The sequence below is a fragment of the Herbiconiux sp. VKM Ac-2851 genome (genome assembly GCF_013205105.1).
GTDB lineage: Bacteria > Actinomycetota > Actinomycetes > Actinomycetales > Microbacteriaceae > Herbiconiux > Herbiconiux flava.
The window spans coordinates 696,485-717,787 of record NZ_JABMLJ010000003.1 but is presented as its reverse complement, the minus strand read 5'-3'; the positions used below and the strand labels follow the sequence as shown (position 1 = coordinate 717,787).

General features: G+C 71.8%; 22 protein-coding genes. 10 read left to right on the top strand and 12 right to left on the bottom strand.

What is annotated here, in order from left to right:
* Positions 1 to 31: 31 nt before the first annotated feature.
* The 4 genes from HQQ85_RS16645 to HQQ85_RS16630 are packed head-to-tail and all read left to right on the top strand — an operon-like array spanning position 32 to position 5,218.
* Complete coding sequence (locus tag HQQ85_RS16645; RefSeq protein ID WP_173183613.1) at positions 32 to 871, top strand: class II fructose-bisphosphate aldolase; 840 nt, start codon at positions 32 to 34, stop codon at positions 869 to 871.
* Positions 872 to 881: 10 nt separating this feature from the next.
* Positions 882 to 2,327 carry an L-fuculokinase gene (locus HQQ85_RS16640; RefSeq protein WP_173183612.1) on the top strand — a complete coding sequence of 482 codons (1,446 nt, stop codon included), beginning with the start codon at positions 882 to 884 and terminating at the stop codon, positions 2,325 to 2,327.
* A complete protein-coding gene (locus tag HQQ85_RS16635) occupies positions 2,324 to 3,778 on the top strand; it encodes an FGGY family carbohydrate kinase (protein ID WP_173183611.1) in 1,455 nt (484 codons plus the stop codon). The genes HQQ85_RS16640 and HQQ85_RS16635 overlap by 4 nt, the downstream gene beginning before the upstream one ends.
* A gap of 60 nt (positions 3,779 to 3,838) precedes the next feature.
* Positions 3,839 to 5,218, top strand: coding sequence for an FGGY family carbohydrate kinase (locus HQQ85_RS16630; protein WP_173183610.1), 1,380 nt, complete (start codon positions 3,839 to 3,841; stop codon positions 5,216 to 5,218).
* Here the strand turns inward: HQQ85_RS16630 and HQQ85_RS16625 are convergent.
* Positions 5,158 to 5,910: a GntR family transcriptional regulator gene (locus HQQ85_RS16625; protein ID WP_173183609.1), complete on the bottom strand. Its 753-nt coding sequence runs from the start codon at positions 5,908 to 5,910 to the stop codon at positions 5,158 to 5,160. The two genes, HQQ85_RS16630 and HQQ85_RS16625, sit on opposite strands and share 61 nt — an antisense overlap.
* 139 nt (positions 5,911 to 6,049) lie before the next feature.
* Between HQQ85_RS16625 and bla the strand changes: the two genes are divergently transcribed.
* Positions 6,050 to 6,991 (top strand): class A beta-lactamase, encoded by a 942-nt coding sequence (gene bla / locus HQQ85_RS16620; protein ID WP_173183608.1) that lies wholly within the window; start codon positions 6,050 to 6,052, stop codon positions 6,989 to 6,991.
* 4 nt (positions 6,992 to 6,995) lie between these two features.
* On the opposite strand, the gene HQQ85_RS16615 is transcribed toward bla, so the two are convergent.
* The 3 genes from HQQ85_RS16615 to HQQ85_RS16605 are packed head-to-tail and all read right to left on the bottom strand — an operon-like array spanning position 6,996 to position 8,156.
* A complete protein-coding gene (locus tag HQQ85_RS16615) occupies positions 6,996 to 7,556 on the bottom strand; it encodes a GNAT family N-acetyltransferase (RefSeq protein ID WP_173183607.1) in 561 nt (186 codons plus the stop codon).
* A gap of 52 nt (positions 7,557 to 7,608) precedes the next feature.
* Entirely contained in the window at positions 7,609 to 7,875 is a 267-nt protein-coding gene (locus HQQ85_RS16610; RefSeq protein ID WP_173183606.1) for a type II toxin-antitoxin system RelE/ParE family toxin, read from the bottom strand.
* Complete coding sequence (locus tag HQQ85_RS16605; protein WP_173183605.1) at positions 7,872 to 8,156, bottom strand: type II toxin-antitoxin system Phd/YefM family antitoxin; 285 nt, start codon at positions 8,154 to 8,156, stop codon at positions 7,872 to 7,874. Before HQQ85_RS16605 ends, HQQ85_RS16610 begins: the two co-directional genes overlap by 4 nt.
* Positions 8,157 to 8,295: 139 nt before the next feature.
* Between HQQ85_RS16605 and HQQ85_RS16600 the strand changes: the two genes are divergently transcribed.
* The 5 genes from HQQ85_RS16600 to HQQ85_RS16580 all read left to right on the top strand — a co-directional run bounded on the left by HQQ85_RS16600 (position 8,296) and on the right by HQQ85_RS16580 (position 12,274).
* The gene (locus HQQ85_RS16600; protein WP_173183604.1) at positions 8,296 to 8,553 is read left to right on the top strand and encodes a BatC protein; all 258 of its coding nucleotides are present in this window, start codon (positions 8,296 to 8,298) and stop codon (positions 8,551 to 8,553) included.
* Positions 8,550 to 9,815 (top strand): cupin domain-containing protein, encoded by a 1,266-nt coding sequence (locus HQQ85_RS16595; protein WP_371741940.1) that lies wholly within the window; start codon positions 8,550 to 8,552, stop codon positions 9,813 to 9,815. Before HQQ85_RS16600 ends, HQQ85_RS16595 begins: the two co-directional genes overlap by 4 nt.
* A complete protein-coding gene (locus HQQ85_RS21705; RefSeq protein ID WP_216851769.1) occupies positions 9,812 to 10,768 on the top strand; it encodes a sucrase ferredoxin in 957 nt (318 codons plus the stop codon). The genes HQQ85_RS16595 and HQQ85_RS21705 overlap by 4 nt, the downstream gene beginning before the upstream one ends.
* A gap of 72 nt (positions 10,769 to 10,840) precedes the next feature.
* Positions 10,841 to 11,320 carry a MarR family winged helix-turn-helix transcriptional regulator gene (locus tag HQQ85_RS16585; protein ID WP_173183603.1) on the top strand — a complete coding sequence of 160 codons (480 nt, stop codon included), beginning with the start codon at positions 10,841 to 10,843 and terminating at the stop codon, positions 11,318 to 11,320.
* 75 nt (positions 11,321 to 11,395) lie between these two features.
* A complete protein-coding gene (locus HQQ85_RS16580) occupies positions 11,396 to 12,274 on the top strand; it encodes an Fpg/Nei family DNA glycosylase (RefSeq protein ID WP_173183602.1) in 879 nt (292 codons plus the stop codon).
* Between the two features lie 26 nt (positions 12,275 to 12,300).
* On the opposite strand, the gene HQQ85_RS16575 is transcribed toward HQQ85_RS16580, so the two are convergent.
* The 8 genes from HQQ85_RS16575 to HQQ85_RS16540 are packed head-to-tail and all read right to left on the bottom strand — an operon-like array spanning position 12,301 to position 21,269.
* Entirely contained in the window at positions 12,301 to 12,873 is a 573-nt protein-coding gene (locus HQQ85_RS16575) for an MSMEG_1061 family FMN-dependent PPOX-type flavoprotein (RefSeq protein WP_173183601.1), read from the bottom strand.
* Between the two features lie 37 nt (positions 12,874 to 12,910).
* Complete coding sequence (locus HQQ85_RS16570; RefSeq protein ID WP_173183600.1) at positions 12,911 to 14,032, bottom strand: acyl-CoA dehydrogenase family protein; 1,122 nt, start codon at positions 14,030 to 14,032, stop codon at positions 12,911 to 12,913.
* A 51-nt stretch (positions 14,033 to 14,083) separates the two neighbouring features.
* On the bottom strand, positions 14,084 to 14,824 hold the full coding sequence (locus HQQ85_RS16565) for a GntR family transcriptional regulator (RefSeq protein WP_173183599.1): 741 nt from the start codon (positions 14,822 to 14,824) through the stop codon (positions 14,084 to 14,086).
* Positions 14,821 to 15,735 carry an ABC transporter permease gene (locus HQQ85_RS16560; protein WP_173183598.1) on the bottom strand — a complete coding sequence of 305 codons (915 nt, stop codon included), beginning with the start codon at positions 15,733 to 15,735 and terminating at the stop codon, positions 14,821 to 14,823. The genes HQQ85_RS16565 and HQQ85_RS16560 overlap by 4 nt, the downstream gene beginning before the upstream one ends.
* Positions 15,732 to 16,853 carry an ABC transporter permease gene (locus tag HQQ85_RS16555; protein WP_173183597.1) on the bottom strand — a complete coding sequence of 374 codons (1,122 nt, stop codon included), beginning with the start codon at positions 16,851 to 16,853 and terminating at the stop codon, positions 15,732 to 15,734. Before HQQ85_RS16555 ends, HQQ85_RS16560 begins: the two co-directional genes overlap by 4 nt.
* Positions 16,850 to 18,643, bottom strand: a complete 1,794-nt coding sequence (locus HQQ85_RS16550) for an adenine deaminase C-terminal domain-containing protein (protein WP_173183596.1) — start codon at positions 18,641 to 18,643, stop codon at positions 16,850 to 16,852. Before HQQ85_RS16550 ends, HQQ85_RS16555 begins: the two co-directional genes overlap by 4 nt.
* Entirely contained in the window at positions 18,640 to 20,247 is a 1,608-nt protein-coding gene (locus HQQ85_RS16545) for an ABC transporter ATP-binding protein (RefSeq protein ID WP_173183595.1), read from the bottom strand. Before HQQ85_RS16545 ends, HQQ85_RS16550 begins: the two co-directional genes overlap by 4 nt.
* Complete coding sequence (locus HQQ85_RS16540; RefSeq protein ID WP_173183594.1) at positions 20,247 to 21,269, bottom strand: BMP family protein; 1,023 nt, start codon at positions 21,267 to 21,269, stop codon at positions 20,247 to 20,249. The genes HQQ85_RS16545 and HQQ85_RS16540 overlap by 1 nt, the downstream gene beginning before the upstream one ends.
* Between the last annotated feature and the right edge of the window lie 34 nt (positions 21,270 to 21,303).

Sequence of the window (21,303 nt, the reverse complement as noted above, 5' to 3'; positions counted from 1 at the left end):
CTCGCTGTCGCCTCACACAAGGAGTGATCCCATGGCTCTGGTCTCCGGCATCGACGTGATCCAGGAGTGCACTTCCCGCGGTCTGGTCGCGGGTGCGTTCAACACAACCAATCTCGAGACGACGATGGGCATCATCGACGCTGTCGAGCGAGTGGGCGTCCCCACCTTCATCCAGGTCGCGCCGACCAACGTGGCGCTCTCGGGCTACGAGTACATCTTCGACATGGTCGCGCGCCGCCTCGAATCGACGAGCACGCCCGTCGCCCTGCACCTCGACCACGGCAAGAGCATCCGATCGGTGGAAGATGCGCTGGCCGCCCGGTTCACGTCGATCATGATCGACGACTCGGAGGCGTCCTACGACGACAACGTCGCCACGTCGGCACGAGCTCGCGAGCTCACGCCTCCTTCGCTCGCGCTCGAGGCCGAACTCGGCAGCATCGGCGGCAAAGAGGACGACGTGGCTCCCGAGTTCGCCGCCACCACCGACCCGGCACAGGTCGCCGCCTTCGTCGAGGCGACCGGAGTCGACATGCTGGCCGTCTCGGTGGGCAACCAGCACGGCTACGTCCCGAACGCGAGCATCGATTTCGACCTGCTGGCCGAGGTGCGCGACGCCAGCCCAGTCCCCCTCGTCATCCACGGCGGGTCCGGGCTCCCCTCGGAGCAACTGGGCCGGCTGCACCAGTACAACGTGGTGAAGGTGAACGTCGCCAGCGACCTGAGGAACGCGATGATCCGGAGCTTCGGCGAGGCCTACATCGCCAATCCCAAGGAGGTCTCCCTCATCCGGGTGTCGACATCGGCGGTGCAGGCCATCTCCGACGTGGTCGAAGCCCGGATCCGCACGCTCAACCCGTCCGTCGCCTAGGAGTCACCCGATGCTGTCGACGATCACGATCGATGTGGGGACCACGAGCGTGAAGCTCTGCCTGTTCGATCAGACCGGTGCCCTCCTGGCCTCCGGGCGGCAGCCCACTCCGACCGTGTCGGACCCGTGGGGCGAGATCTACGACGTCGCCGCCCTGGAAGGTCTGATCATCCGGTTCGTCGCCGGTCTCCCGGCGGAGCAGCGCGCTGCCGTGATGAAGATCGCGATCACCGGCGTCGGGGAGTCCGGCGGGCTCGTGCGCGAGGACGGGACGTTGGCGTCCCCGATGATCCTCTGGCACGACCAGCGCGGTGCCGCCCTCCTCTCGACCCTCGGGCCGAGCGAGCGACACGAGATCTATCGGGTCACCGGCCTGCCCGCCAATGCCAACTACGGCCTCTCGAAGACGGCCTGGTCGCTGCAGCAAACCGGCTCCGACGCAGCCGGAGCACTCTGGCTCAACGTCTCCGAGTACCTGGCGGCGCGGATGACCGGCGAGCGCTGGTCGGAGCCGTCCCTCGCCAGCCGCACCATGGCCCTCGACCTCAGGCGACGGGCCTGGTCCGCGGAGATCGCAGGCCTCCTCGGAGTGCCGGTCGGCACGTTCGCGCCGCTGCGGAACGCGGCCGAGGGCTCACCCCTGACCGCGGCATTCGCCGGATCGGCGGGACTGAGCAGTGTCGTGGAGGTCCACGTGTCCGGGCACGACCACATCGTGGGTGCCGCGGGAGCCGGTCTCAGGCAGGGTGAACTGCTCAATTCGACAGGCACGACCGAGGGCCTGCTCGTCCTTCGCGACTCTCCCAGCACCGACGAGTCCACCGAGCTCATTAGACTCGCCAACGGCCTCGCCTGCAGCGGCGAGGACTTCACTCTCTTCGCCTCGATCCCCACCGGCGGTTCCGCGTTCGCGACCCTTCAGAGCATGCTCGGACTCGATGCCACGGCACTCGCCGCCGTGATCGAGCGGGTGCACGGCAGATACCTCGCAGGTGAGCTGGTACCGAGCGACTGCCCGCTCGTGCTTCCGCAGTTCCGCGGAAGCCCGCCGCCCGACAAGGATGCCCGGGCTCGAGGATTCATCGCCGGTATCGGCACGGCCACCACCCTCGACGAGCTCGTCCTCGGCACCTTCCTCGGCATGGTCCTGCAGTTCGACGAGGTGCTCGCGCTCTTCCCCGAGCGTCCCGACCGGATCAAGGTGATCGGTCCCGCGGGGCGCAACCCGCTCTGGCTCCAGCTCAAAGCCGACCTGCTCGAGGCACCTCTGAGCGTGTCGCTCTTCCCCGAGGTGGTGTCGGCCGGCGCCCAGGCCCTCGCCTCCGCGGGGCCGCGCTCGTGGGATCGGTCAGACCCGCACGAGGTCGCTCCCGATCCCGGTCGCTCGGCGAAGCTCGCCGTCTGGCGCGATGACGTCCTCCCCCTGTGGGACACCCTGAAAGGAGCCGGTCGATGACGCTGGTCGCCGGGATCGATTCCTCCACGCAGAGCTGCAAGGTGACGGTGCGTGACCTGGTCACCGGTCGCTCCCTGCGCCAGGGCAGCGCCTCCCACCCCTCCCAGACCGTCGTCGATCCCGAGGTGTGGTGGGCCGCCCTGCTCACTGCAGTGGAACGCGCCGGAGGCCTCGCGGACGTCGCAGCGATCTCGGTGAGCGGGCAGCAACACACACCGGTCTTCCTGGACGGCACCGGGAAAGTCGTCTGCGACTCCCCGCTCTGGAACGACACCGGATCGCATGCCGCCATGGTGGCCCTGAACGAAGAACTCGGCCGCGAGGAGTGGATCCGCCGCACCGGGATCCCCCTCACGCTCTCCGACACCGCGCCCAAGGTCAGGTGGCTCCGCGACGTCGATCCCGCCGCCGCCGCCCGCACGGAGGCGGTCGCCGTCGTGCACGACTGGCTCACCTGGCGGCTGATGGGTCACGGCATCGGTGACGGGCATCTCGACGACCTCGTCACCGACCGGTCCGAAGCGTCGGGCACCGCCTACTGGTCGCCGGACACGGGCGAGTACACACGGGATCTCTTCGAGCACGCGTTCGGGAAGACCGCCGTGCTGCCGCGCATCCTCGGACCCCTGGAGAGGTCGGGGTACACCGGAGCGGGCATCGCGGGCATCCCGGCCGGTATTCCGATCGGAGTGGGCAGTGGTGACAACGCCGCGGCCGCGCTCGCTCTCGGACTGGCCGAGGGGGACGCGGTGCTGTCGCTCGGCACGTCCGGGGTCGTCTACGCCCGGTCCGCGCATCCGGTGCACGACTACGACGGATACGTCTGCAATTACGCCGACGCGACCGGCGACCACCTCCCGCTGGTGGCCACGTTGAACGCCGCCCGCAACTTCGAGGTCGGGGCGGCCCTGCTCGGCTGTTCCCTCGACGAGTTCTCCGAGTTGGCGTTGCAGGCGCGACCGGGTGCCTCCGGCCTCACCCTGCTCCCGTTCTTCCTGGGCGAGCGCACACCCGACCTGCCGCACGCGCGTGGCACCCTTCTGAACGCCTCGCTGGACAACTTGACCCGGTCGAACTTCGCACGCTCGGTGATCGAGGGGACGCTCGCCGGCCAGGTCGCCATGCTCGGCAGCCTCGCGGCGTGCGACGTGCCGGTGCATCGACTGCTCCTGATCGGTGGAGCGGCCGCCAGCCCGGCCGTGCAGCAGATCCTGGCGGAGATGGTCTCGATACCGGTGGCCGTTCCCGACGCCGACGAATACGTCGCGAAGGGCGCAGCGATGCAGGCCGCCGGGGCGCTGACCGGAGTGTTCCCCGCCTGGGACGTCGAGCTCCGGGAGTTGCCGCGTGCTCCTCTGGCGGCTCGGATCACCGATCAGCACGAGGCGGCGAAGGAGCTGATGGGCTATCCGTCGACGCGGGCCCAGGCTGCGGTGGTGACTTCGGGATAGGGCGCTCAGGGGCCGAGCGCCTAAACTCACGTCCGACTCTGTCGAGTGAGGAGGAGCCCCGTGAGCACCCTGCGAACGCCCGTCTCCTGCGGCGTCGACATCGGGAGCACCAACGCCAAGGTGGTGGCTCTCGACCGTGACGGCACGGTCGTCGCCCGAGCCGTCCGAAGGACGCCGCGCGACCCGGAGGGCCTCTGGATCGACGGAGACGCTCTCTTCGCAGCCGTCGAGGAGATGGTGCTCGAGGTCTGCGGCCTGCGCTTCGAAGTGCACGCCGTCTGCTGCGCGGGCGTGGGCGAGGACGGCGTGCTCGTCGACGCCGACCGTCGCCCGCTCACCCGGGCACTGGCCTGGTTCGATCCCCGGCGCGGCGGGATCTTCCGGGAGCTCGCGCCGCTGCTCGACGGCGAGGCCGGCTTCGACACGGAGGCTGACCCGGTGCGCACCCTCGTGGGGTGGAGCTGGGCGCGCCGTCAGCCGGGGAGCGGGGCCGCTTCGGCGTGGGTCGCCCTCAGCGATCTCCCGGGGGTGCGCTGGAGCGGGCATCCGTTCATCAGCGACACGCTCGCCTCACGCACCGGAGCGTGGCGTTCACTCGATCGCGCCTGGGCGATGGACCGAGTCGATCTGACCCTGGGCTCGGGCGAGCTGCTGCCGGCGGTCGTGGCCACGGGTGACACGGTGGGAGCGTTCGATTCGCCCGGTCTGAGGTCGGCTGGTGTGCTCGCCACGGACGCCGTCGTCGTGGCCGGCGGGCACGACCACCCGATCGGCGGGTGGGGCGTCGATCAGCTGGTGCCCGGAGCCGTGCTCGACTCGATGGGGACCGCTGAGGTGGTGGTCGCGCAGGCCCCCGGGCCGGTCGCCGTGCGGCCGGAGGCCGTCGACGTCGCACCGGGCATCCGGTCGCACGGGACGACCCTGCTGCGGGTCGAGGAGCTGAGCCGCAATGTCGAGTGGGCCGCGCAGGACCCGGCCGTGGCGCACCAGCTCCGGGCGCTGCTCGAGGGTGGGGTCGCGCCGCTGCCGCTGCTGGAGGAAGGCCTGTTCGAACCGGGACGCCGAGGAGGCGGGCGGCCGTCGTACGCGCTGGGCGCGCCCCAGGATCCGCTGGCGCGGGCGTCGGCGGTGCTGGGGGCATTGGCCTGCGCGGGGAGGGATGCCGTGGACGCGGTGCGGGAAGGGCTCGCCGGCGGACGGGAGGTGCGCCTCGCCGGCGGGTGGGTGCGCTCGCCCGGCTGGGTGGAGATCAAGACCGCTGTGAACGGCTACCGCACGGCCGTCATCCTCGAACCCGAAGTGACCGCGGTGGGAGCAGCGCTCCTCGCGGCCCGGGCCCGGGGCTGGCAGCCCGACCCCGCGCGAGCGCTGGGGGGCACTCAGCTCGCGGCGACGTTCACCTCGAGCGGCACGACGTCGGTGAGCACCCACGTCTCGTAGTAGTCGAATCGGATCGCGTCCTGGTTCCAGGAGAGCGAACCCACGCGGAGTGCCGGCTCGTCCTCGCCGACCCCCAGCGCGGTGGCGATCTCGGGCGGCGTCCGCAGAGCGTGGATGACCCGGCGAGCGCCGGCCGTGATGAAGCCGGCTCCGCGCAGCGCCTGGTTGACGGAACCCGAACCGTCGAGCACGTCCTTCGCCGCCGAGACGACCCGGCCGCTCGCTCTCGGGAACCAGTTCGTGCTGTACATCGCCGGCCGCCCCTCGAGGGACCGCACCCTGACGAGTTCGAAGGCGTCGTCGCCCGGCTCCGTCTGGAGGAGTTGTGCCACATGCTCGGGTGGCTCCGTGAACCGCGCACGCAGGACCTCGGTCTCGATCCCGCCCTGCCCGTGCTGGATCTGCGATTCGAGGAAGCCCTGCGAGTCCTGGATGATCCACCCCGACGACTCGCTGGGCTTGGCGGCGAAGACCCCCCGGCGGGGCACCCTGCGGGCGAACCCCTCGGTCTCGAGCTTCAGGAACGTCTGACGGACGGTCGCGCGCGACAAACCGTACTCCCGGCAGAGCTCCAGCTCGCTGGGGAGCCGCGCACCATCGGGGAAGCCGCCCCCCGCGATCTGCTCGCGCAGGATGTCGAACAACTGCTCGTAATAGGGAACAGCGGAGTCCCGCTCGATCGTCGTGACCATCAGTCCTCCTCCGCCGGCCTCATCGCAATACCCGCTTGCGTATGGACAGACTAGACAACAGTGGTGCCTGCAAGCGGGTAAATCAAGCACTGGCAGCAGCGGCTCCGTCTACCATCGCACATCGAGCAGACTGGAGGGCATGCCCCGAATCACTGCGCGCGTCGCCGCGGGCGCTCTGCTCGTGGTCGCTCTTCCCCTTTCTGGGTGCGGCTCCGCCCCGTCGGCGGCTCCGATTTCGGCGACCACGACGGCTCCGTCGGCCTCAGAGTCGACGAAGGTGCCGGCCTCAACGCAGGTTCCGGCACCCGCGATCGACGTGAGCGGGCCGCTGGCCGCCATCGAGGCCGAGTACGGCGTGCGGGTCGGCGTCAGCGCCCTCTCCGCCGACGGCCGTGCCGTCGCGTACCGCGCCGACGAGCGGTTCGGGTACGCCTCGACGCTCAAGGTGTTCGCCGCCGGCCTGCTGCTCGGGACCACGACCCCCGCGGAGCGGTCGGCGACCGTCACGTGGACCCAGGACGACCTCGACACCACCGGCTACTCCCCCGTGACCGCCGAGCACCTCCTTGACGGCCTGACCCTCGAGCAGCTCGCCGAGGCCGCCGTGCGCCAGAGCGACAACACCGCACTGAACCTCGTGCTCGAGGCGGTGGGCGGGCCGGATGCTCTGCAGCAGTTCCTCCGCAGCCTCGGTGACGACGCCACCGTGGTCAGCTCCTACGAGCCCGAGCTCAACACGGTCACCGAGGGCAGCGACGCCAACACCACGACCCCGGCCGCGTTCACCACCTCGCTGCAGGCGCTGCTGAAGGACGAGTCGGTGGCCGACACCCTCCTCGCGTGGATGTCGGGGAACGCGACCGGCGACGCACTCATTCGCGCCGGGGTGCCGGACGGCTGGGTGGTCGCGGACAGGTCGGGTGGCGCGGGCGGCATCCGCAACGACATCGCGGTGGTGACGACGCCCGGCGGCGAGCGCATCCTGCTCAGCATCCTGACCACGAAGACCGATCCGGACGCCGACTACGACGACGCGGTGGTCGCCGAGACCGCCCGGGCCGTCCTCGGCGCGCTCCAGTGAAAACTCAGTCACCCCGCGAGAGAGGCTTGCGCCAGATCTGGTAGTCGCAGGCGACCGCGAGCGAGGTGGCGAGCTCGGGGAAGTCCTCGGCGAAGTCCCGGTGAGCCACCGCGCGGTAGCCGGCCCGCGAGTACCACGCGGCGAGCCGCACCTTCGACTCCTGCACGCGGTCGCCCGGCACGAGCAGCTCGAGCTGCATCTCGGACGCCCCGGCGCTCCGCGCGAGCTGTTCGGCGGCGGCGACGAGGGCGCGCCCGACGCCGGTGCCGTGCGCGTCGCGCGCGGCAGCGAGCATCCCGAACCCCCACATGGTCTCGGAGAGGCGGTGCACCCGCACGCACCCCACCACTCGATCGCCCACCCGGGCGACCACGATCTCGGATGCCCGGATGAGCCCACGCAGCTCCTCGACACTCCCCCGGCTCGTGCCGGCGACCCACATCCCGGCCTCGCCCACGGCGTACGCGGCGTTGACAATCCCGACGAGCCGCCCGACGAGCGCCTCGTCCTCGGCGGCTTCGGGTGGCAGCATCGCGATCGAGAGGGCCCCGGAGTCGTTCGTCATGATGGCGACTGTACAGATCTCCAGGTGACCCGGCTGCGGCCCGGCGAGCTGGCTACCGCCGGTACGCGTCCCGCCGGTGGGTGACCGTCACGATCTCGATCACGACCTGCTGATCGAGCACGCGGTAGATGACGCGATACTCACCGCGGCGCGCCGAGTAGAGCGGGTGAAGGGGTTCCCGCAGCTGATTGCCCACCCGCTTCGGGTTCTCGCGAAGAGCGCCCATGATGAACTCGAACGCCGCCGCCGCGATCTTCTCGGGCAACTGCTCGGCGAGTGCCCGGGATGCGGCGCGCGTGAAGCGGACCTCGAATGTCACTCGGGGAGCCGCCCGGCGCGACGCATCGCCTCGCGGACGTCGTCGGCCGAGCGGGTCTCGCCGTCGGCGAGGTCGCCGAGGCCGATACGGATGGCCTCCACCGTCTCGCTGTCACCGAGGATCTCGACGGTCTCGATCAGCGAGTCGTAGTCGTCGGCGCCCAGGATGACGGCGGCCCGCGCGCCGTTGCGCGTCACATCGAATCGTTCGTGGGTGGTCGAGGCCGACTCGACGATCTTGGAGAAGTTCGCGCGGGCCTCGGCGACGGGGATGACAGCCATGTACAGAATTCTAGCGCACCACGTCTTTCGCACGGGCTTGAAGTTTCGACGGGGGTCGGAGGGCGGGGCCTGTCGGGCGTCGGGGGTGCGGCGTAGGTTGGAGAGCGACGGCAGCTATCGCCGGCGATTGGAGAAACCCATGGCAATCAACGACGACGACATCACCACCGAGGGCGCAGGCGGCGGCGAAGGCACCGCTGACGGCGGCGCGAACCCCGGCGGCCACGACGGCGGGGCCGACGGCTCGGCTTCGGCCGGCGAGGGCACCGCAGACGGCGGCGCGAACGCCGACGGCCACGACGGCGGAGCAGACGGCTCGGCCGACGAGGGCGAGGGCACCGCTGACGGCGGCGCCAACGCCGACGGCCACGATGGCGGGGCCGACGGCTCGGCGTGACGATCGAGATCGAGCGCGGGTCGGATGTCCGGCCCGCGCTCTCCCGCTGCATCTCGGTCGCTCCCGAGGAGTTCGACCGGGAGTTCTGGGGGCTGAAGCCCCTGCTCTCGAGGGCTGAGAATCTGCCCGAGGGGTTCACCGACCTGATGACCGAGGCCGCGGTCGACGAGCTCGTGAGTTCGCGCGGGCTCCGGACGCCGTTCATCCGCATGGCGCACGAGGGCTCGGTGTTAGCCCCCGGCACGTACACCGCGCCCGGCGGCTTCGGCGCCGAGGTCGGCGACCAGGTCAGTCCCGAGAAGGTGCTCCAGGAGTTCGCCGCCGGCGCGACCATCGTGCTGCAGGGGCTGCATCGCACCTGGCCGCCGCTGATCGACTTCACCCGGCGCCTCGTCGACGACCTCGGGCATCCGATCCAGGTGAACGCCTACATCACCCCCGCCTCCTCGCGCGGGTTCGACCCCCACTACGACGTGCACGACGTGTTCGTGCTGCAGATCGCGGGCGAGAAGCACTGGCGCATCCACGCGCCCGTGCACGTCGACCCCCTGCGCGATCAGCCCTGGGGCGATCACCGCGCCGAGGTGGCCGAGGCCGCCACGCACGAGCCCGTGATCGATGCCGTCTTCCAGCCGGGAGACGCGCTCTATCTCCCGCGCGGGTGGATTCACTCAGCCGAGGCGCTCGGCGGCACCAGCGTGCACCTCACCATCGGCGTGGCCGCCTACACGCGCGCCGACGTGGTGCAGGCCTTGATCGGGTCGCTCGGCGACGTGGCGGCGCTACGGTCGTCGCTGCCGGCGGGGCTCGACTTCTCCGATCCCGCGGCGCTGAAGACAGTGGTCGACGAGACCCTCGCCGCCGTGCAGCAGGCGTTCGCCGAGATGGCCGGCACTGATGGCGAGGCGGATGCGGTCGTCACCGTGTCGAAGAGCCTCACCTCCCGCTTCGCCTCGGCCACGCGCCCCGAACCGGTGTCCCCGCTCGCCACGGTCGACTTCATAGCGGCCCTCGGCGAGTCGTCACGCGTCCGGTGGCGCGGCTCGCTGCACGCCGCTGTCGACCTCAGCGACGACGGGGCGAGTGTGCGCATCCGCACCTCCACGAAGACCGTCACGCTGCCGGCCGAGGCCGAGGCTGCGGTGCGTCGACTGCACGAGGGCGGCGAGCTCGCGCTAGGTGAGCTGCCGGGGCTCGACGCCGCCAGCGCCGTGGTCGTCGTGAGGCGACTGCTGCGCGAGGGCGTCCTGGTTCCTGCGTGACCGCCACCGCGCTGCCCGCGACCGGTCTCCCCGCCACCGGCCTGACGCTGCCCGAGGAGTGGGCGCCCTGCAGCGACCGCTCGCGCGAGCGCGACGATCCGCTGTTCGCCACCGGGTCGCGCGGGCTGCAGTGGTTCCTGGTCGAGGTGTCGAGCGGGTGGGGCACCCGGGCGCTGCTCGATCCACCGTTCGACGCCGAGCTGGGGCGGGCGCTCGTCACGCGCATCGAGAGCGCGGGGCTCCGGCCGCTGGCGATCCGGCGCACGGGGCGGCACCCGTCCCGGCTCGAGGCGCAGACGTCGTGGCGATGGGCGTTCGTCGACTCGCGGCCGGGGCACGAGGGCATCCGGTGGGGTGAGGTGGATGCGCCCGAGAAGCTGCTCGAGGTTCCTCTCGACGGGTCGGCGGGACGCGCATCCGATCGCCCGCTCTTCGCGGTGTGCGCGCACGGGCGGCATGACCGGTGCTGCGCGGTGCGCGGGAGGCAGGTGGCGACGCGGCTGGCCGAGGCGTATCCCGAGGAGACCTGGGAGTGCTCGCATCTCGGCGGCGACCGGTTCGCCGGCACGATGGTGCTGTTCCCGCACGGGCTGTACTACGGGCGGGTCGACGACGGGGATGCCGCTGCCGTGGCGGCGGCGTACACCGAGGGGCGGGTCGTCGAGGAGTTCTACCGGGGGCGGAGCGCGCTGACGCATCCGGTGCAGGCGGCGCAGCACTTCGCGCGGGAGGCCACCGGCGACGACCGGCTCGAGGCGTTCGCGCCGCTCGACGAGCACTGGAACGGGGTGGAGGGGCCGGGGGCGCGGTGGGTCGTGACGCTCGGCGGCGACGACGGGCCGGTCGTGGTCGAGCTCGCCGAGCACCTGTCGGTGCCGCTGCTGTCGACGTGCGACACGACGCGGCCGGGGCAGGTTCGGCAGTGGGAGCTTGTGTCGTTGTCGGGATCGTGACCCGCACCCGTCCCTGCCGGTCGCGCGCGGTGGACGCCAAGGTTGTCGCGACAAGAGACGTACACTGAGGGCATGGACGAGGTGCGCTGGCTGACGCCCGATCAGCTCCGCGCGTGGATCCGCTTCGAGGCCGTCGTCGAGCTGCTGCCCACCGTGCTCGACTCGCAGCTGCAGCGCGATTCGTCGCTCACGCACTTCGAGTACGTGGTGCTGGCGAAGCTGTCCGAGTCGCCCGATCAGGTGCTACGGATGACCGCCCTCGCCGCCACGACGAACAGCACGCTGCCCCGCCTCTCCCACGTCGTGTCACGCCTCGAGGCCCGTGGTTTCGTGTCGCGGATGCCCTGCCCGGGCGATCGGCGGGCGACCAACGCGCACCTGACCGACGAGGGGCGCGCGAAGGTCGTGGCCGCGGCCCCCGGGCACGTGGCCACTGTGCGGGAGCACGTGATCGATCTGCTCTCGGACGAGCAGGTGGAGCAGCTCGACGGGATCATGGCGGCGTTGATGCAGAAGCTCGACCCGTCGAACACGCTGCGCATCCTGCCCTGAGTCGCTCGTCGGCGTCTCCGAGCCGCTCGCCACTGCCTCTGGTCCGATGTCGGCGGCCGGGTGGAGACTGGAGGCGTGCCGGAGCTGCCTGAAGTCCATGCCCTCACGGTCGACCTGAACGGCCGGCTGGCGGGGCGCCTGGTCGAGCGCCTCGAGCCGGTGTCGTTCGCCGCGCTCAAGACCTTCGACCCGCCCGTGTCGGCGGTCGCGGGCAGCACGGTCGAGCGGGTCGACCGGCACGGCAAGTTCCTCGACTTCGTGCTGCGGGGCGCCGACGGCGGTGAGCTGCACGTCATCACCCACCTCGCGCGGGCGGGCTGGCTCAGGTGGCGGGATGCTCCGCCTCCGCCACCCAGCGGTAGACCCGGGCGCGGAGCCCTGGCGGCGCGGCTCGTGCTCGACGACGGCACCGGCTTCGACCTCACCGAGGCGGGCACGAAGAAGAGCCTCGCGATCTACGTCGTCCGGTCGCCGGAGGAGGTGCCGGGCATCGCCCGGCTCGGCCCCGACCCCTTAGGCGAGGGCTTCACTCTCGAGGTGTTCGCGGGCATCCTGAAACAGGCGGGTCGGGCACAGATCAAGGGCGTGCTGCGCAGTCAGTCGACCATCGCGGGCATCGGGAATGCGTACTCCGACGAGATCTTGCACGCCGCCAAGATGTCGCCGTTCAAGCCCGCCGCCATGACCGCCGACGAGACGGCGCTGCTCTACGGAGCGATGCAATCGACGCTGCGCGGGGCGATCGCCCGGGCGGAGGGGCTCGCGGCGTCGGAGCTGAAGGCCGAGAAGAAGCAGGGCCTCGCGGTGCACGGCCGCACCGGGCAAGCCTGCCCCGTCTGCGGCGACACCATCCGCCAGGTCACCTACGCCGACTCGAGCCTGCAGTACTGCCCCACCTGCCAGACGGGCGGCAAGCCGCTCGCCGACCGGGTGCTCTCCCGCCTGCTGAAGTAGAAGGCTGCGCCTCCGTCAGGCAGAGGTCACGGGGTGGATCGGTAGAGGTTGCCGGCCGCGGCGTAGGCGGGCAGCGGATGCTCGGCCCAGTGCTCCGCCTTCCAGGTCTGCGAGCGCGCGAAGGCCTTCGCGCAGTGGAGGAAGACCTCCTCGACGTCGACGACGAGCGCGAGCGTCGGGCGGTGGCCGCGCACGACGAGGCGGTCGAAGAACGGCTCGTCGCGGGCGATGCGGGCCCGGCCGGCCACGCGGAGGGTCTCGCTGCGTCCGGGCTCTACGAAGAGCAGCCCGACCCGAGGGTTCTGCAGGATGTTGCGGAAGCCGTCGGCCCGGCGGTTGCCCGGACGCTCGGCGATCACGAGCGTGGTGTCGTCGAGGACGAGCGCGACCGACCCCGGGTCGCCCTTCGGCGAGACGTCGAGCCGGCCGGCCGCGTCAGAGGTGGCGATGAAGACGAGGGGCGATTGCGCGATCCAGGCGCGGTCGTGGTCGTCGAGGCGGTCGCGCACCTTGTTCGCGATGGCGGGGATGGCGGTGCCGACCACCGCCTCCAGCTCCTCGACACTGCCGACGGGCGGGTTCACGAGGGGGTACGCCATGAGGCCCCACTGTAGCGGCAGCCGACCGGCGGGGCGGTCAGCGTGACGCGAGCACCCACGACCCCACGACCTCGGCGCTGAACGGCACCGAGTACGCCATCAGCGCCCCGGCCTGCGCGTCGCGGAAGATCCGCTGGATGGGCGAGCGCGCCAGGTACGCTCCCCCGCCCCCGACCTTGAGCGCCAGCGCGGCCGCCTTCTTCGCCACCTCGTTCGCCAGCATCTTCGCCTCGGTGGCGGCCGCCATCGCGAGCGGATCGCGGCGGTCGGCGAGCCAGGCCACCTGCTCCGCCACGAGGGCGGCGCCGCGCAGCTCGGTCCAGAGCATCCCGGTCTCGGCCTTCACCCACTGCTCGTCAGCCAGCACAGCACCGGCAGGGCCCTTGGGGGTCGTGGCCGAGGTCACCAGAGCGTCGACCGCCGACTCGGCGATGCCGATCGAGAGCGAGGCGAAGCCGACCGTGATGAGGTTCGCGTAGTCGGCCGGCGGCGGACCGCAGCGGCGCGAGGCCGGCAGCACGGTGCCGTCGAACACGATGCTGCGGCTGCGGGTGGCGCGCATGCCGATGGTCTGGTCGATCGGCGGCAGGCTCATCGTCGAATCGCGGGAGACGCCGAAGAACGCGGGCTCGCCGTCGATGCGCACGTTGAGCAGCAGATGGTCGGCGACCTCGACGCCCGAGACGAAGAGCTTCCGGCCCGTGAGAGACCAGCCGCCGTCGATCGGGTCGACGTCCTGCTGCGAGGCGAGGAAGTGGTTGCCGCCCGCGGGCTCCGAGAGCGCATTCGAGAAGCGGTCTCCGGCGCGCAGCCTCTCGGCGAAGAACGCGGCGGCGGGCGGCGGCGACATGGTCACGAGCCCGTGCGCAGCGCCGATGTGCATCAGCCACACCGCCGCGACGGCCGGATGCGCGGCGGCGAAGAGACGCACCACCTGCGCGAGGGCGGCGTACGACAGCCCCTCTCCCCCGTGCTCGACGGGGAGGAAGGCCGTGTCGAGGCCGCTGTCCGAGATCGCCTGCAGGTGCGCGAGGGGCAGCCCTATCGACTCGTCGTCGGCGGCGACCGTCGCGGCGAAGCGGGCGGCGAGCGCGGTGGCGACCTCGATCCAGGCCTCCTCCGAGGAGGGCACGGCGACCGGTGAGGGGCGACGGAGCATGAGAGTTCCTTTCGAGGGGGGACGACGAAGAAAAGAGTGGAGCAGGCGACCCTAGAACTGGTACCGCGCCGTCGAGAACACCTGCGGCGGCCGGATGGTGCGCATGATCGAGTACGACACGGTCTTCGGGTCGTGCAGCTCCCGCGCGTGGAACAGCCGCCGCCCGCTCAGCCCGAGCCCCACGATGTCGAGCGTCAGCACGGGTGTGCCCACCGGATGCTCGAACAGCTCGGCATCCTCCTCCCCGAGCACCTCGGCCGACGGGGTCGTGATCTCCCAGGCGATCGCCTCGCCCCAGACTTGCTTGACGGCCGTGTAGATGGAGTCGCCGAGGTCGACCTCGGCCCGCGGGAACGGCAGCGGCATCGTGCCGAACGAGAGCATCGCCACCGAGCCGTCGGCCCGCCAGCGCTTCACGATCCGGGCGGCGGGCCGGCCGGTCTCGGTCATCAGCAGTCCGGCGCTCTCCTTGGGCAGCAGCACGTCCGAGATCGACAGCACCTCGACGGTGCTCTCGTACCCCAGCTGCCGCAGCAGGGTGCTGTACTCGAGCTGATCCTCGAAGCGCACGCTCATCCGCGTGGCCACCGGGTCGACCTCGGTGGCGGCGCCCTGCCGGCGCAGCACGATGCCCTGCTGCTCGAGCGAGGCGAGCACGTCGCGCACCTGCTTGCGGGTGATGCCGAGGCGCTCGGCCATCTCGACCTCGCCGGGCAGGGTCGATCCGGACGCGGCGGCGTCGCGCACGAAGCGCAGCACCCCCGCGAGCACGCGCTGGCTGTCACTGGTCATGCAGGCCTCACTGTCTTGAAGAGCCGTCGCATCTGGCTGCGCGAGGTGATCACGAGCACGACGAGGGTCACCAGGTACGGTAGCGACTGATAGAGCTCACTGGGCAGCTGCAGCGACGTCGACTGCGACAGCAGCGCGAAGCTCTGCAGGAACGCGAACAGCAGCGCACCCAGTGCGATGCCGATCGGGCGGCTGCGGCCCATGATCACGACCGCCAGCACGATGTACCCGCGACCGGCGGTGATGTCGGGCGTGAACGAGCCGATGGTACCGACCGTGATCACCGCGCCACCGAGCCCGGCGAGCGCCCCGCCGATCAGCAGAGCGGATGCGCCCGTGCGCTCCACCCGCACGCCCCGCAGAGCGGCCGAGGCCGGGTCGGTTCCCACGGCCTGCACCGCGAGGCCGAAGCGGGTGAACCGCATCACGGCCCAGGCGACGACGAGCAGCACGACGGCCAGGTAGACCAGCGGGCTCTGCCCGAACAGGATGGGGCCGACCACCGGCAGCTCGCTCAGCGGCCCGAGGTCGACGCGGGGCACCGTGGCGACGGCGACGTTGGTCTGACCCGACGGCACCCACAGCTGATAGAGGTAGGTGCTGAGTCCGAGGCCGAGCATCGTGATGCCGAGCCCGATCACGATCTCGTTGGCGTGCAGCCGGTAGACGAGCAGGTTCATCACGACGGCCAGCACGAGGCCGACCAGGAGGCCGGCGACGAGACCGGCGAGCGGGCCCGCGAGGCTTCCGGCCCAGACGCCGGTGAGGGCGCCCATGATCATCATTCCCTCGATGCCGAGGTTGATCCGGCCCGCCCGCTCGACGAAGCCCTCGCCGATGCCGGCGAGCACGAGCGGCGCCGCCAGGGCGAGCGCGCCGGCGATGATGGCGACCCACAGCTCGACGCTCATGCGCGCGCCTCCTCGGCCTCGGCCGTCGCCACGGGCTCGGCGGGCGCATCCGCCACAACCGGCTCGGTGGGCGCCACGACAGCCGCCGGCCGCCGCTGGTAGGCGGCGATGCACGCCACCCCCATCAGCAGCACCCCCTTGATCACCTCGGCGATCGACGACGGCACGGTGCCGGTCGCCGACTGCATGCCCACGGCCCCGGCGGTGAGCGCCGAGAAGAACAGAGCGGCCGCCACGATCCCGATCGGCGCGAGCGCCCCGAGCAGCGCCACGGCGATGCCCGAGAACCCCACCCCGCCCGACACCGAGCTGAGCAGCCGGTCGTTGACCCCGGCCACCTGGATCCAGCCGACCACTCCCGCGCCGAGCCCCGACACGAGCATCGTCGAGTACACCGTGCGGCTGCGGGTCGCGCCGAGCCGCAGCGCGAGCTTCGGCCGGCTGGCGAACACGCTCAGCCGGGTGCTGGCCGCGCTCCGCTGCCAGACGAGGAACACGACCGCGAGCACGACGACGAGCAGGATGCCCCAGTGCGCCCGGGTGCCGGGGATGAGGCTCGGCAGGCTCGCGGCCTCGGGCAGCTCGTCGCTCTGCGGGGTGGCGGTCTCGGCCTCGGTGGCGAGCCAGGTGCGGAGCGTCCAGCCGAGGAACCCGGCGGCGAGGTAGTTCAGCAGCAGGGTGCTGAGGATCTCGTTCACCCGCCAGCGCACGGCGAGGAACGCGGGCAGCAGCGCCATCAGCCCGCCGCCGAGGGCACCGGCGACGAAGCCCGCGACCCAGAGGAGCAGGGCGGGGGCACCGCCGTCGAGCATCCGGTTGACGGCGAAGACGGCGGCGGTCGCGAAGATCGCGCCGACCACGATCTGGCCCTCAGCGCCGACCGAGAACACCCCGGCCCGCAGCGCGGGGATGAGCGTCAGCGCCACGATGCCGATCGGCACCGCCCCGACGAGCACCTCGCCGATGCGGTAGGGCGAGCTCGAGACGCCCTCGACGAGACCCTGCAGCCCGAGCAGCGGGTCGGCACCGGCGAACACGATCAGCGCGCCGGCGATCAAGATGATCGAGACGACGACCGCCCCGGTCAGCACCCACCGCTGCCGGTCGAGAGCCCTCACGAGCCGCACCGGTCGACGGCTCCCGGCAGCAGCACGTCGACGAAGGCCTGCGACGCGGTGTCGATCAGTCCGAGTTCGGTGAGCCCGAGGTCGGGCACGACGTAGAGGCCGACGAACGACAGGATGATGTACGGCGAGGGGATGCGGCAGCCGAGGGCGTGGGTGGCGGCGTGGGCGCGCTGCAGGGCATCCGCCGTCTCTTCGAACGGGGCGGCGCTCATCATGCCGCCGACGGGCAGGGCCACCCGGCCGACCACCTCGCCCCTGCCGTCGACCGTGACGAAGCCGCCGCCCATGGTGCGCAGCTCCTCGACGGCTCGGAGCATCGCGGCGTCGTCGACCCCGACCACGGCGATGTTCATGTTCGGGCAGTTCATGGTGATGGCGACGGCACCTTCCCGAAGCCCGAAGCCCTGCACGAAACCGATGCCGGTCTCGGCCGAGCCGTGGTGCCGGTCGACGACCGCGATCTTCAGCACGTCGGCCGACGGGTCGGTCTGCACCAGGTCGTCGACGACCGGCAGCTCGGCCTCGAACTCGCGCTTGAAATAGCCCTTGTACATCGCCATGGCGCGCACGCGGGCCTCGTCGCCGCTCGCGGGCACGGCGAACATCGCGGGGTCGAGCACCTCGGGCAGGTGCACGGTTCCGGATGCCCAGTCCGGCAGTTCATCGTCGTTCTCGAACAGTGCCCGGCCGTCGCGGGCGGCCACCCGGCCCTCGACGACGACCACCGACGGCCGCACCTCGGCGAGCTCGGGGATGATCTGCAGATCGGCCAGGCGCGACGGGGCGAGGAGCCCCAGCACCTGATCGAGCCGGTAGTACGCGGCGGGCTGCGTGGTGGCCATGCGGTAGGCCAGCTGCGGGTCGACGCCGAAGCGGATGGCCTGGCGGACGTGGTGGTCGATGTGCCCCTCGGTGTGCAGGTCGAGGGCGTGCTTGTCGTCGGCGCAGAAGCAGAGGCTGCGGAGCGCGGGGGCGACCCGGTCGAGGTCGGCGAAGATCGGCACGGTGTTGTCGGTGAGGGAGGCTCCCATGATCGTGATCATCGCGCCGAGGCGCACGCGCTCCAGCACCTCGTCGACGGTCGCGGAGTTGTGGTCGTCGCCGACACCCGCGGCGAGGTAGCCCCAGAGCGACTCCTCGGTCTGGGCGGCGGTGTGGCCGGTGATGCGGCGGCCGGCGACTAGCGCCTCGCGGAAGCGGCCGGTGGATACCTCGCCGTAGTCGAAGGGGTTGCCCTCGCCGAGGTTGGTGGTGACCGGGTCCCAGAGGCGGGCTCGCACGACCTCCTCGGGGATGACCGCACCGCCGTGTTCCAGGGTGGGCGAGGCGGGGGTCGTGGGCGAGACCTGCTGGAAGACGTGCAGCGGGGTGCCGGTGCTGAGCAGGAGGTCCATGCCGCGGGCGCCCCAGACGTTGGCGGCGCCGTTCGGGTCGGTCAGCACGGTGCCGGTGCCGCGGGCGACGCTGAGGCGGGCGAGCTCGCCCGGGGTGAGGTTCGTGTACTCGATGTGCAGGTGGGCGTCGATGAAGGTGGGCACTACGTGGGAGCCCGTGGCGTCGATCTCCTCGACGTCCGGGCCGGCGGGCACGTGGTTCCAGGGGGTCAGGGTTGCGATGTGGCGGCCGGCGACGACGACGTCGCGCTCGAGCCACTCCTCGGTGCCGGGCGACTGCACGAGGCCGCCGCGGACGATCAGGTCGGGGCGCTCGGTGCCGGAGGCGACGGCCCGCAGGCGGCCGAGCTCGGCGGCCGTGGGGTAGAGGTCGGTCAGCTCGGTCATGGTGCGGGCTCCTCGGGGAGGGTGGGAAGAGGCGTGTCGTCGGCGGGGAGGCCCGCCATGGCGCGGCCGAGGCGCTCGGTGGAGGCCTCGGCGATGGGGAGGTCGGCGACGATGCGGCCGCCGAACATGACCACGATCCGGTCGGCGACCGCGCGCACCTCCTCGAGGTCGTGCGAGGCGACGAGCACGGCGGCGCCGTCGGCGGCGAGGTCGACGAGACGCTCGCGGATCGCCTGGGCCGCTCGGAGGTCGAGGCCCTGGGTCGGCCCGTAGGCGAGCACCACGGCCGGGGTCGAGGCACCGCCGAGCTCGCGCGCGGCGAGCAGCTTCTGCTGGTTGCCTCCGGAGAGGCCGGCCGCGAGGAGCTCGGGGCGGGCCGGGCGCACGTCGAAGGCCGCGAGGCGGGCTGCGGGTGCCGACGCGTCGGCGGAGCCCTGGGCGGGTGCCCGCGCATCCGCTCGCCCGCCCCGCGCGCTGGAGTAGACCGCGAGGTTCTCGCGGAGGCTCATGGCGGGCACGACGGCGTCGCGGCGGTCCTCCGGGATCCAGGCGAGGCCGGCGGCCCGGAGAGTGCTCGCCGTCGCCCCGCCCCGTTCGGCGGCAGCCGTCGAGGCGCGGCTGCCGGTGATCGTGACGGTGCGGGAGCCCTCGAGCGTCACCGTGCCGGAGCGCGGCGGCACGAAGCCGGCGAGCACGTCGAGCAGCAGGTTCTGCCCGCTGCCGGCGACCCCTGCGAGGCCCACGACCTCCCCCGCGTGCACTGCGAGGTCGACCCCGTCGAGGCCCGCGTCGCGGGTCGACCGGGCGACGACGGCTTCGGCCCGCAGTGTGACAGCCCCGCGGGCCCGGGCTGCGCGGGGGGCGAGCTCGGGCAGCTCCCCCACCATCAGCCGAGCGATCTCGGCCGGCTGCAGCCCGGTCGCCGAGCCGTGGTGCACCTCGAGGCCGTGCGAGAGCACCGTGAGGTCGTCGGCCACCTGGCGCACCTCGTCGAGGCGGTGGGTGATCAGCACGATCGCGGTGCCGAGCTCGCAGAGCGAGCGGAGGTGCTCGAACAGCCCGCCCACCTCGAGCGGCCCCAGGCTCGCCGTCGGCTCGTCGAGGATGAGCGTGTGGGCGCCCTCGGCCAACGCCACCACGATCTCGCCGAGCTGCCGGTGGGAGTGGGTGAGCGAGGAGGTGGGGGCGTCGAGGTCGACCTCGACGCGGGCCCGGTCGAGGGTCGCGGCGAGCAGGGAGCGCGCCGACCGCCGGTTGACGAACGGCCGCGAGCCGACGACGAGGTAGTTCTCGACGAGACTGAGCTCCCCCACGAGGCTGAGCTGCTGGGGCACCATGTTGATGCCGCGGCGCTTGGCCTCGGCCCGGTCGCGCGGGGCGTAGGACGCCCCGCCGAGGGTCATCGTGCCGCTCGTCGGCGGCTCGATGCCCGCGAGCACCTTCGCCAGGGTCGACTTGCCGGCCCCGTTCTCGCCGACCAGGGCGTGCACCGCGCCGGGGCGCACCGTGATCGACACGTCGTGCAGCGCCCGAACCGGGCCGTAGCTCTTGGAGACGGACCGCGCCTCGACGACGCGGCCCGACTCCTGGGGTGAGATGGTCATCAGCCGATCGTGACGGATCCGTCGTTGATGCCTGCGATGACCTCGTCGACCTTGGCCGCCGCCTCGGCGGGGACCTTTCCGCCGACGTCGTTGATCGGGTCGAAGACGATGCCGCCGTTCGCGAGCGTCGAGGTCACGCCCTTGCCGCCGAAGCCGCCGTCGGCGACCTCCTCGACCCAGGCCTTGACGATCGGGTACATGTCGAGGTCGACCGTCGAGACGTTGTTCGCCAGGGCGGCGTCGCCTCCGGCGGAGGACACGCCGACGCTCAGCACCCCGCCGTCGGCGGCGGCCGAGCCGACACCCGCGGCGATGCCGTCACCGGTCGTGTAGACGAGCTTCGCGCCCTGACCGATCAGGCCGGTGGTCGCCGCGGCGGCCGCCTGGGCGTCGTCGAAGCTGCCGGCGTAGACGACCGGCAGGAACTCGGCCGCGGGGTTCGCCGCGGTCACGCCCTGCTGGAAGAAGGCGTCGGTCGCGGTGACGAAGTCGAGCTCCAGGCTCTCGACGCGGCCGATCGGCGAGGCACCGGTGGCACCCGCGATGTAGCCGGAGAGGTAGCCGACCTCGGGGGTGCTGTAGGTCCAGGTCTCGACGTTGTCGGTGTACTTCTCGAGGATGTCGGGGCCGCCCGACGCGGTGAACTTCACGTCGGGGAAGGTCTCGGCGACCGAGAACACGGCGTCGCCGAGCTCGATGCCGTGGCCGATGATCAGGTCGTAGCCCTGGCTGGCGAAGTCGGCGATGACCGGTTCGCTCTCGGCCGGGTCGCTCATCTGGTCACGGAGCTCGTAGTCGATGAGCCCCTCGTCCTTCAGCTTCTCGAGCGCATCCGCCAGCGACTGGTTGAAGGCGCCGTCGTTCGTGTTGCCCGGGGTCAGGGCACCGACCTTGATGACGTCGTCGGCGGCAGGGGTGGAGGAGTCGCTCGAGGCCGACGAGCCGGAGCTGCAGCCCGCGAGGGCGAGTCCGGCGACGGTGATCAGGGCGGCGGCCGGGAGGAGGGAGGCGCGGCGTCTCATGGTGGTCCTTTCGGGGAGGCGGTGCAGGGGTGGG

Bases quoted from the DNA above. Each gene is read 5' to 3' on its own strand.
- HQQ85_RS16550 (WP_173183596.1), bottom strand. From the start codon at position 18,643: ATGACCGAGCTGACCGACCTCTACCCCACGGCCGCCGAGCTCGGCCGC.
- HQQ85_RS16585 (WP_173183603.1), top strand. From the start codon at position 10,841: ATGGACGAGGTGCGCTGGCTGACGCCCGATCAGCTCCGCGCGTGGATC.
- HQQ85_RS16570 (WP_173183600.1), bottom strand. From the start codon at position 14,032: ATGCTCCGTCGCCCCTCACCGGTCGCCGTGCCCTCCTCGGAGGAGGCC.
- HQQ85_RS16540 (WP_173183594.1), bottom strand. From the start codon at position 21,269: ATGAGACGCCGCGCCTCCCTCCTCCCGGCCGCCGCCCTGATCACCGTC.
- HQQ85_RS16625 (WP_173183609.1), bottom strand. From the start codon at position 5,910: ATGGTCACGACGATCGAGCGGGACTCCGCTGTTCCCTATTACGAGCAG.
- bla (WP_173183608.1), top strand. From the start codon at position 6,050: ATGCCCCGAATCACTGCGCGCGTCGCCGCGGGCGCTCTGCTCGTGGTC.
- HQQ85_RS16605 (WP_173183605.1), bottom strand. From the start codon at position 8,156: ATGGCTGTCATCCCCGTCGCCGAGGCCCGCGCGAACTTCTCCAAGATC.
- HQQ85_RS16645 (WP_173183613.1), top strand. From the start codon at position 32: ATGGCTCTGGTCTCCGGCATCGACGTGATCCAGGAGTGCACTTCCCGC.
- HQQ85_RS16545 (WP_173183595.1), bottom strand. From the start codon at position 20,247: ATGACCATCTCACCCCAGGAGTCGGGCCGCGTCGTCGAGGCGCGGTCC.
- HQQ85_RS16565 (WP_173183599.1), bottom strand. From the start codon at position 14,824: ATGACCAGTGACAGCCAGCGCGTGCTCGCGGGGGTGCTGCGCTTCGTG.
- HQQ85_RS16640 (WP_173183612.1), top strand. From the start codon at position 882: ATGCTGTCGACGATCACGATCGATGTGGGGACCACGAGCGTGAAGCTC.
- HQQ85_RS16635 (WP_173183611.1), top strand. From the start codon at position 2,324: ATGACGCTGGTCGCCGGGATCGATTCCTCCACGCAGAGCTGCAAGGTG.
- HQQ85_RS16575 (WP_173183601.1), bottom strand. From the start codon at position 12,873: ATGGCGTACCCCCTCGTGAACCCGCCCGTCGGCAGTGTCGAGGAGCTG.
- HQQ85_RS16600 (WP_173183604.1), top strand. From the start codon at position 8,296: ATGGCAATCAACGACGACGACATCACCACCGAGGGCGCAGGCGGCGGC.
- HQQ85_RS16560 (WP_173183598.1), bottom strand. From the start codon at position 15,735: ATGAGCGTCGAGCTGTGGGTCGCCATCATCGCCGGCGCGCTCGCCCTG.
- HQQ85_RS16615 (WP_173183607.1), bottom strand. From the start codon at position 7,556: ATGACGAACGACTCCGGGGCCCTCTCGATCGCGATGCTGCCACCCGAA.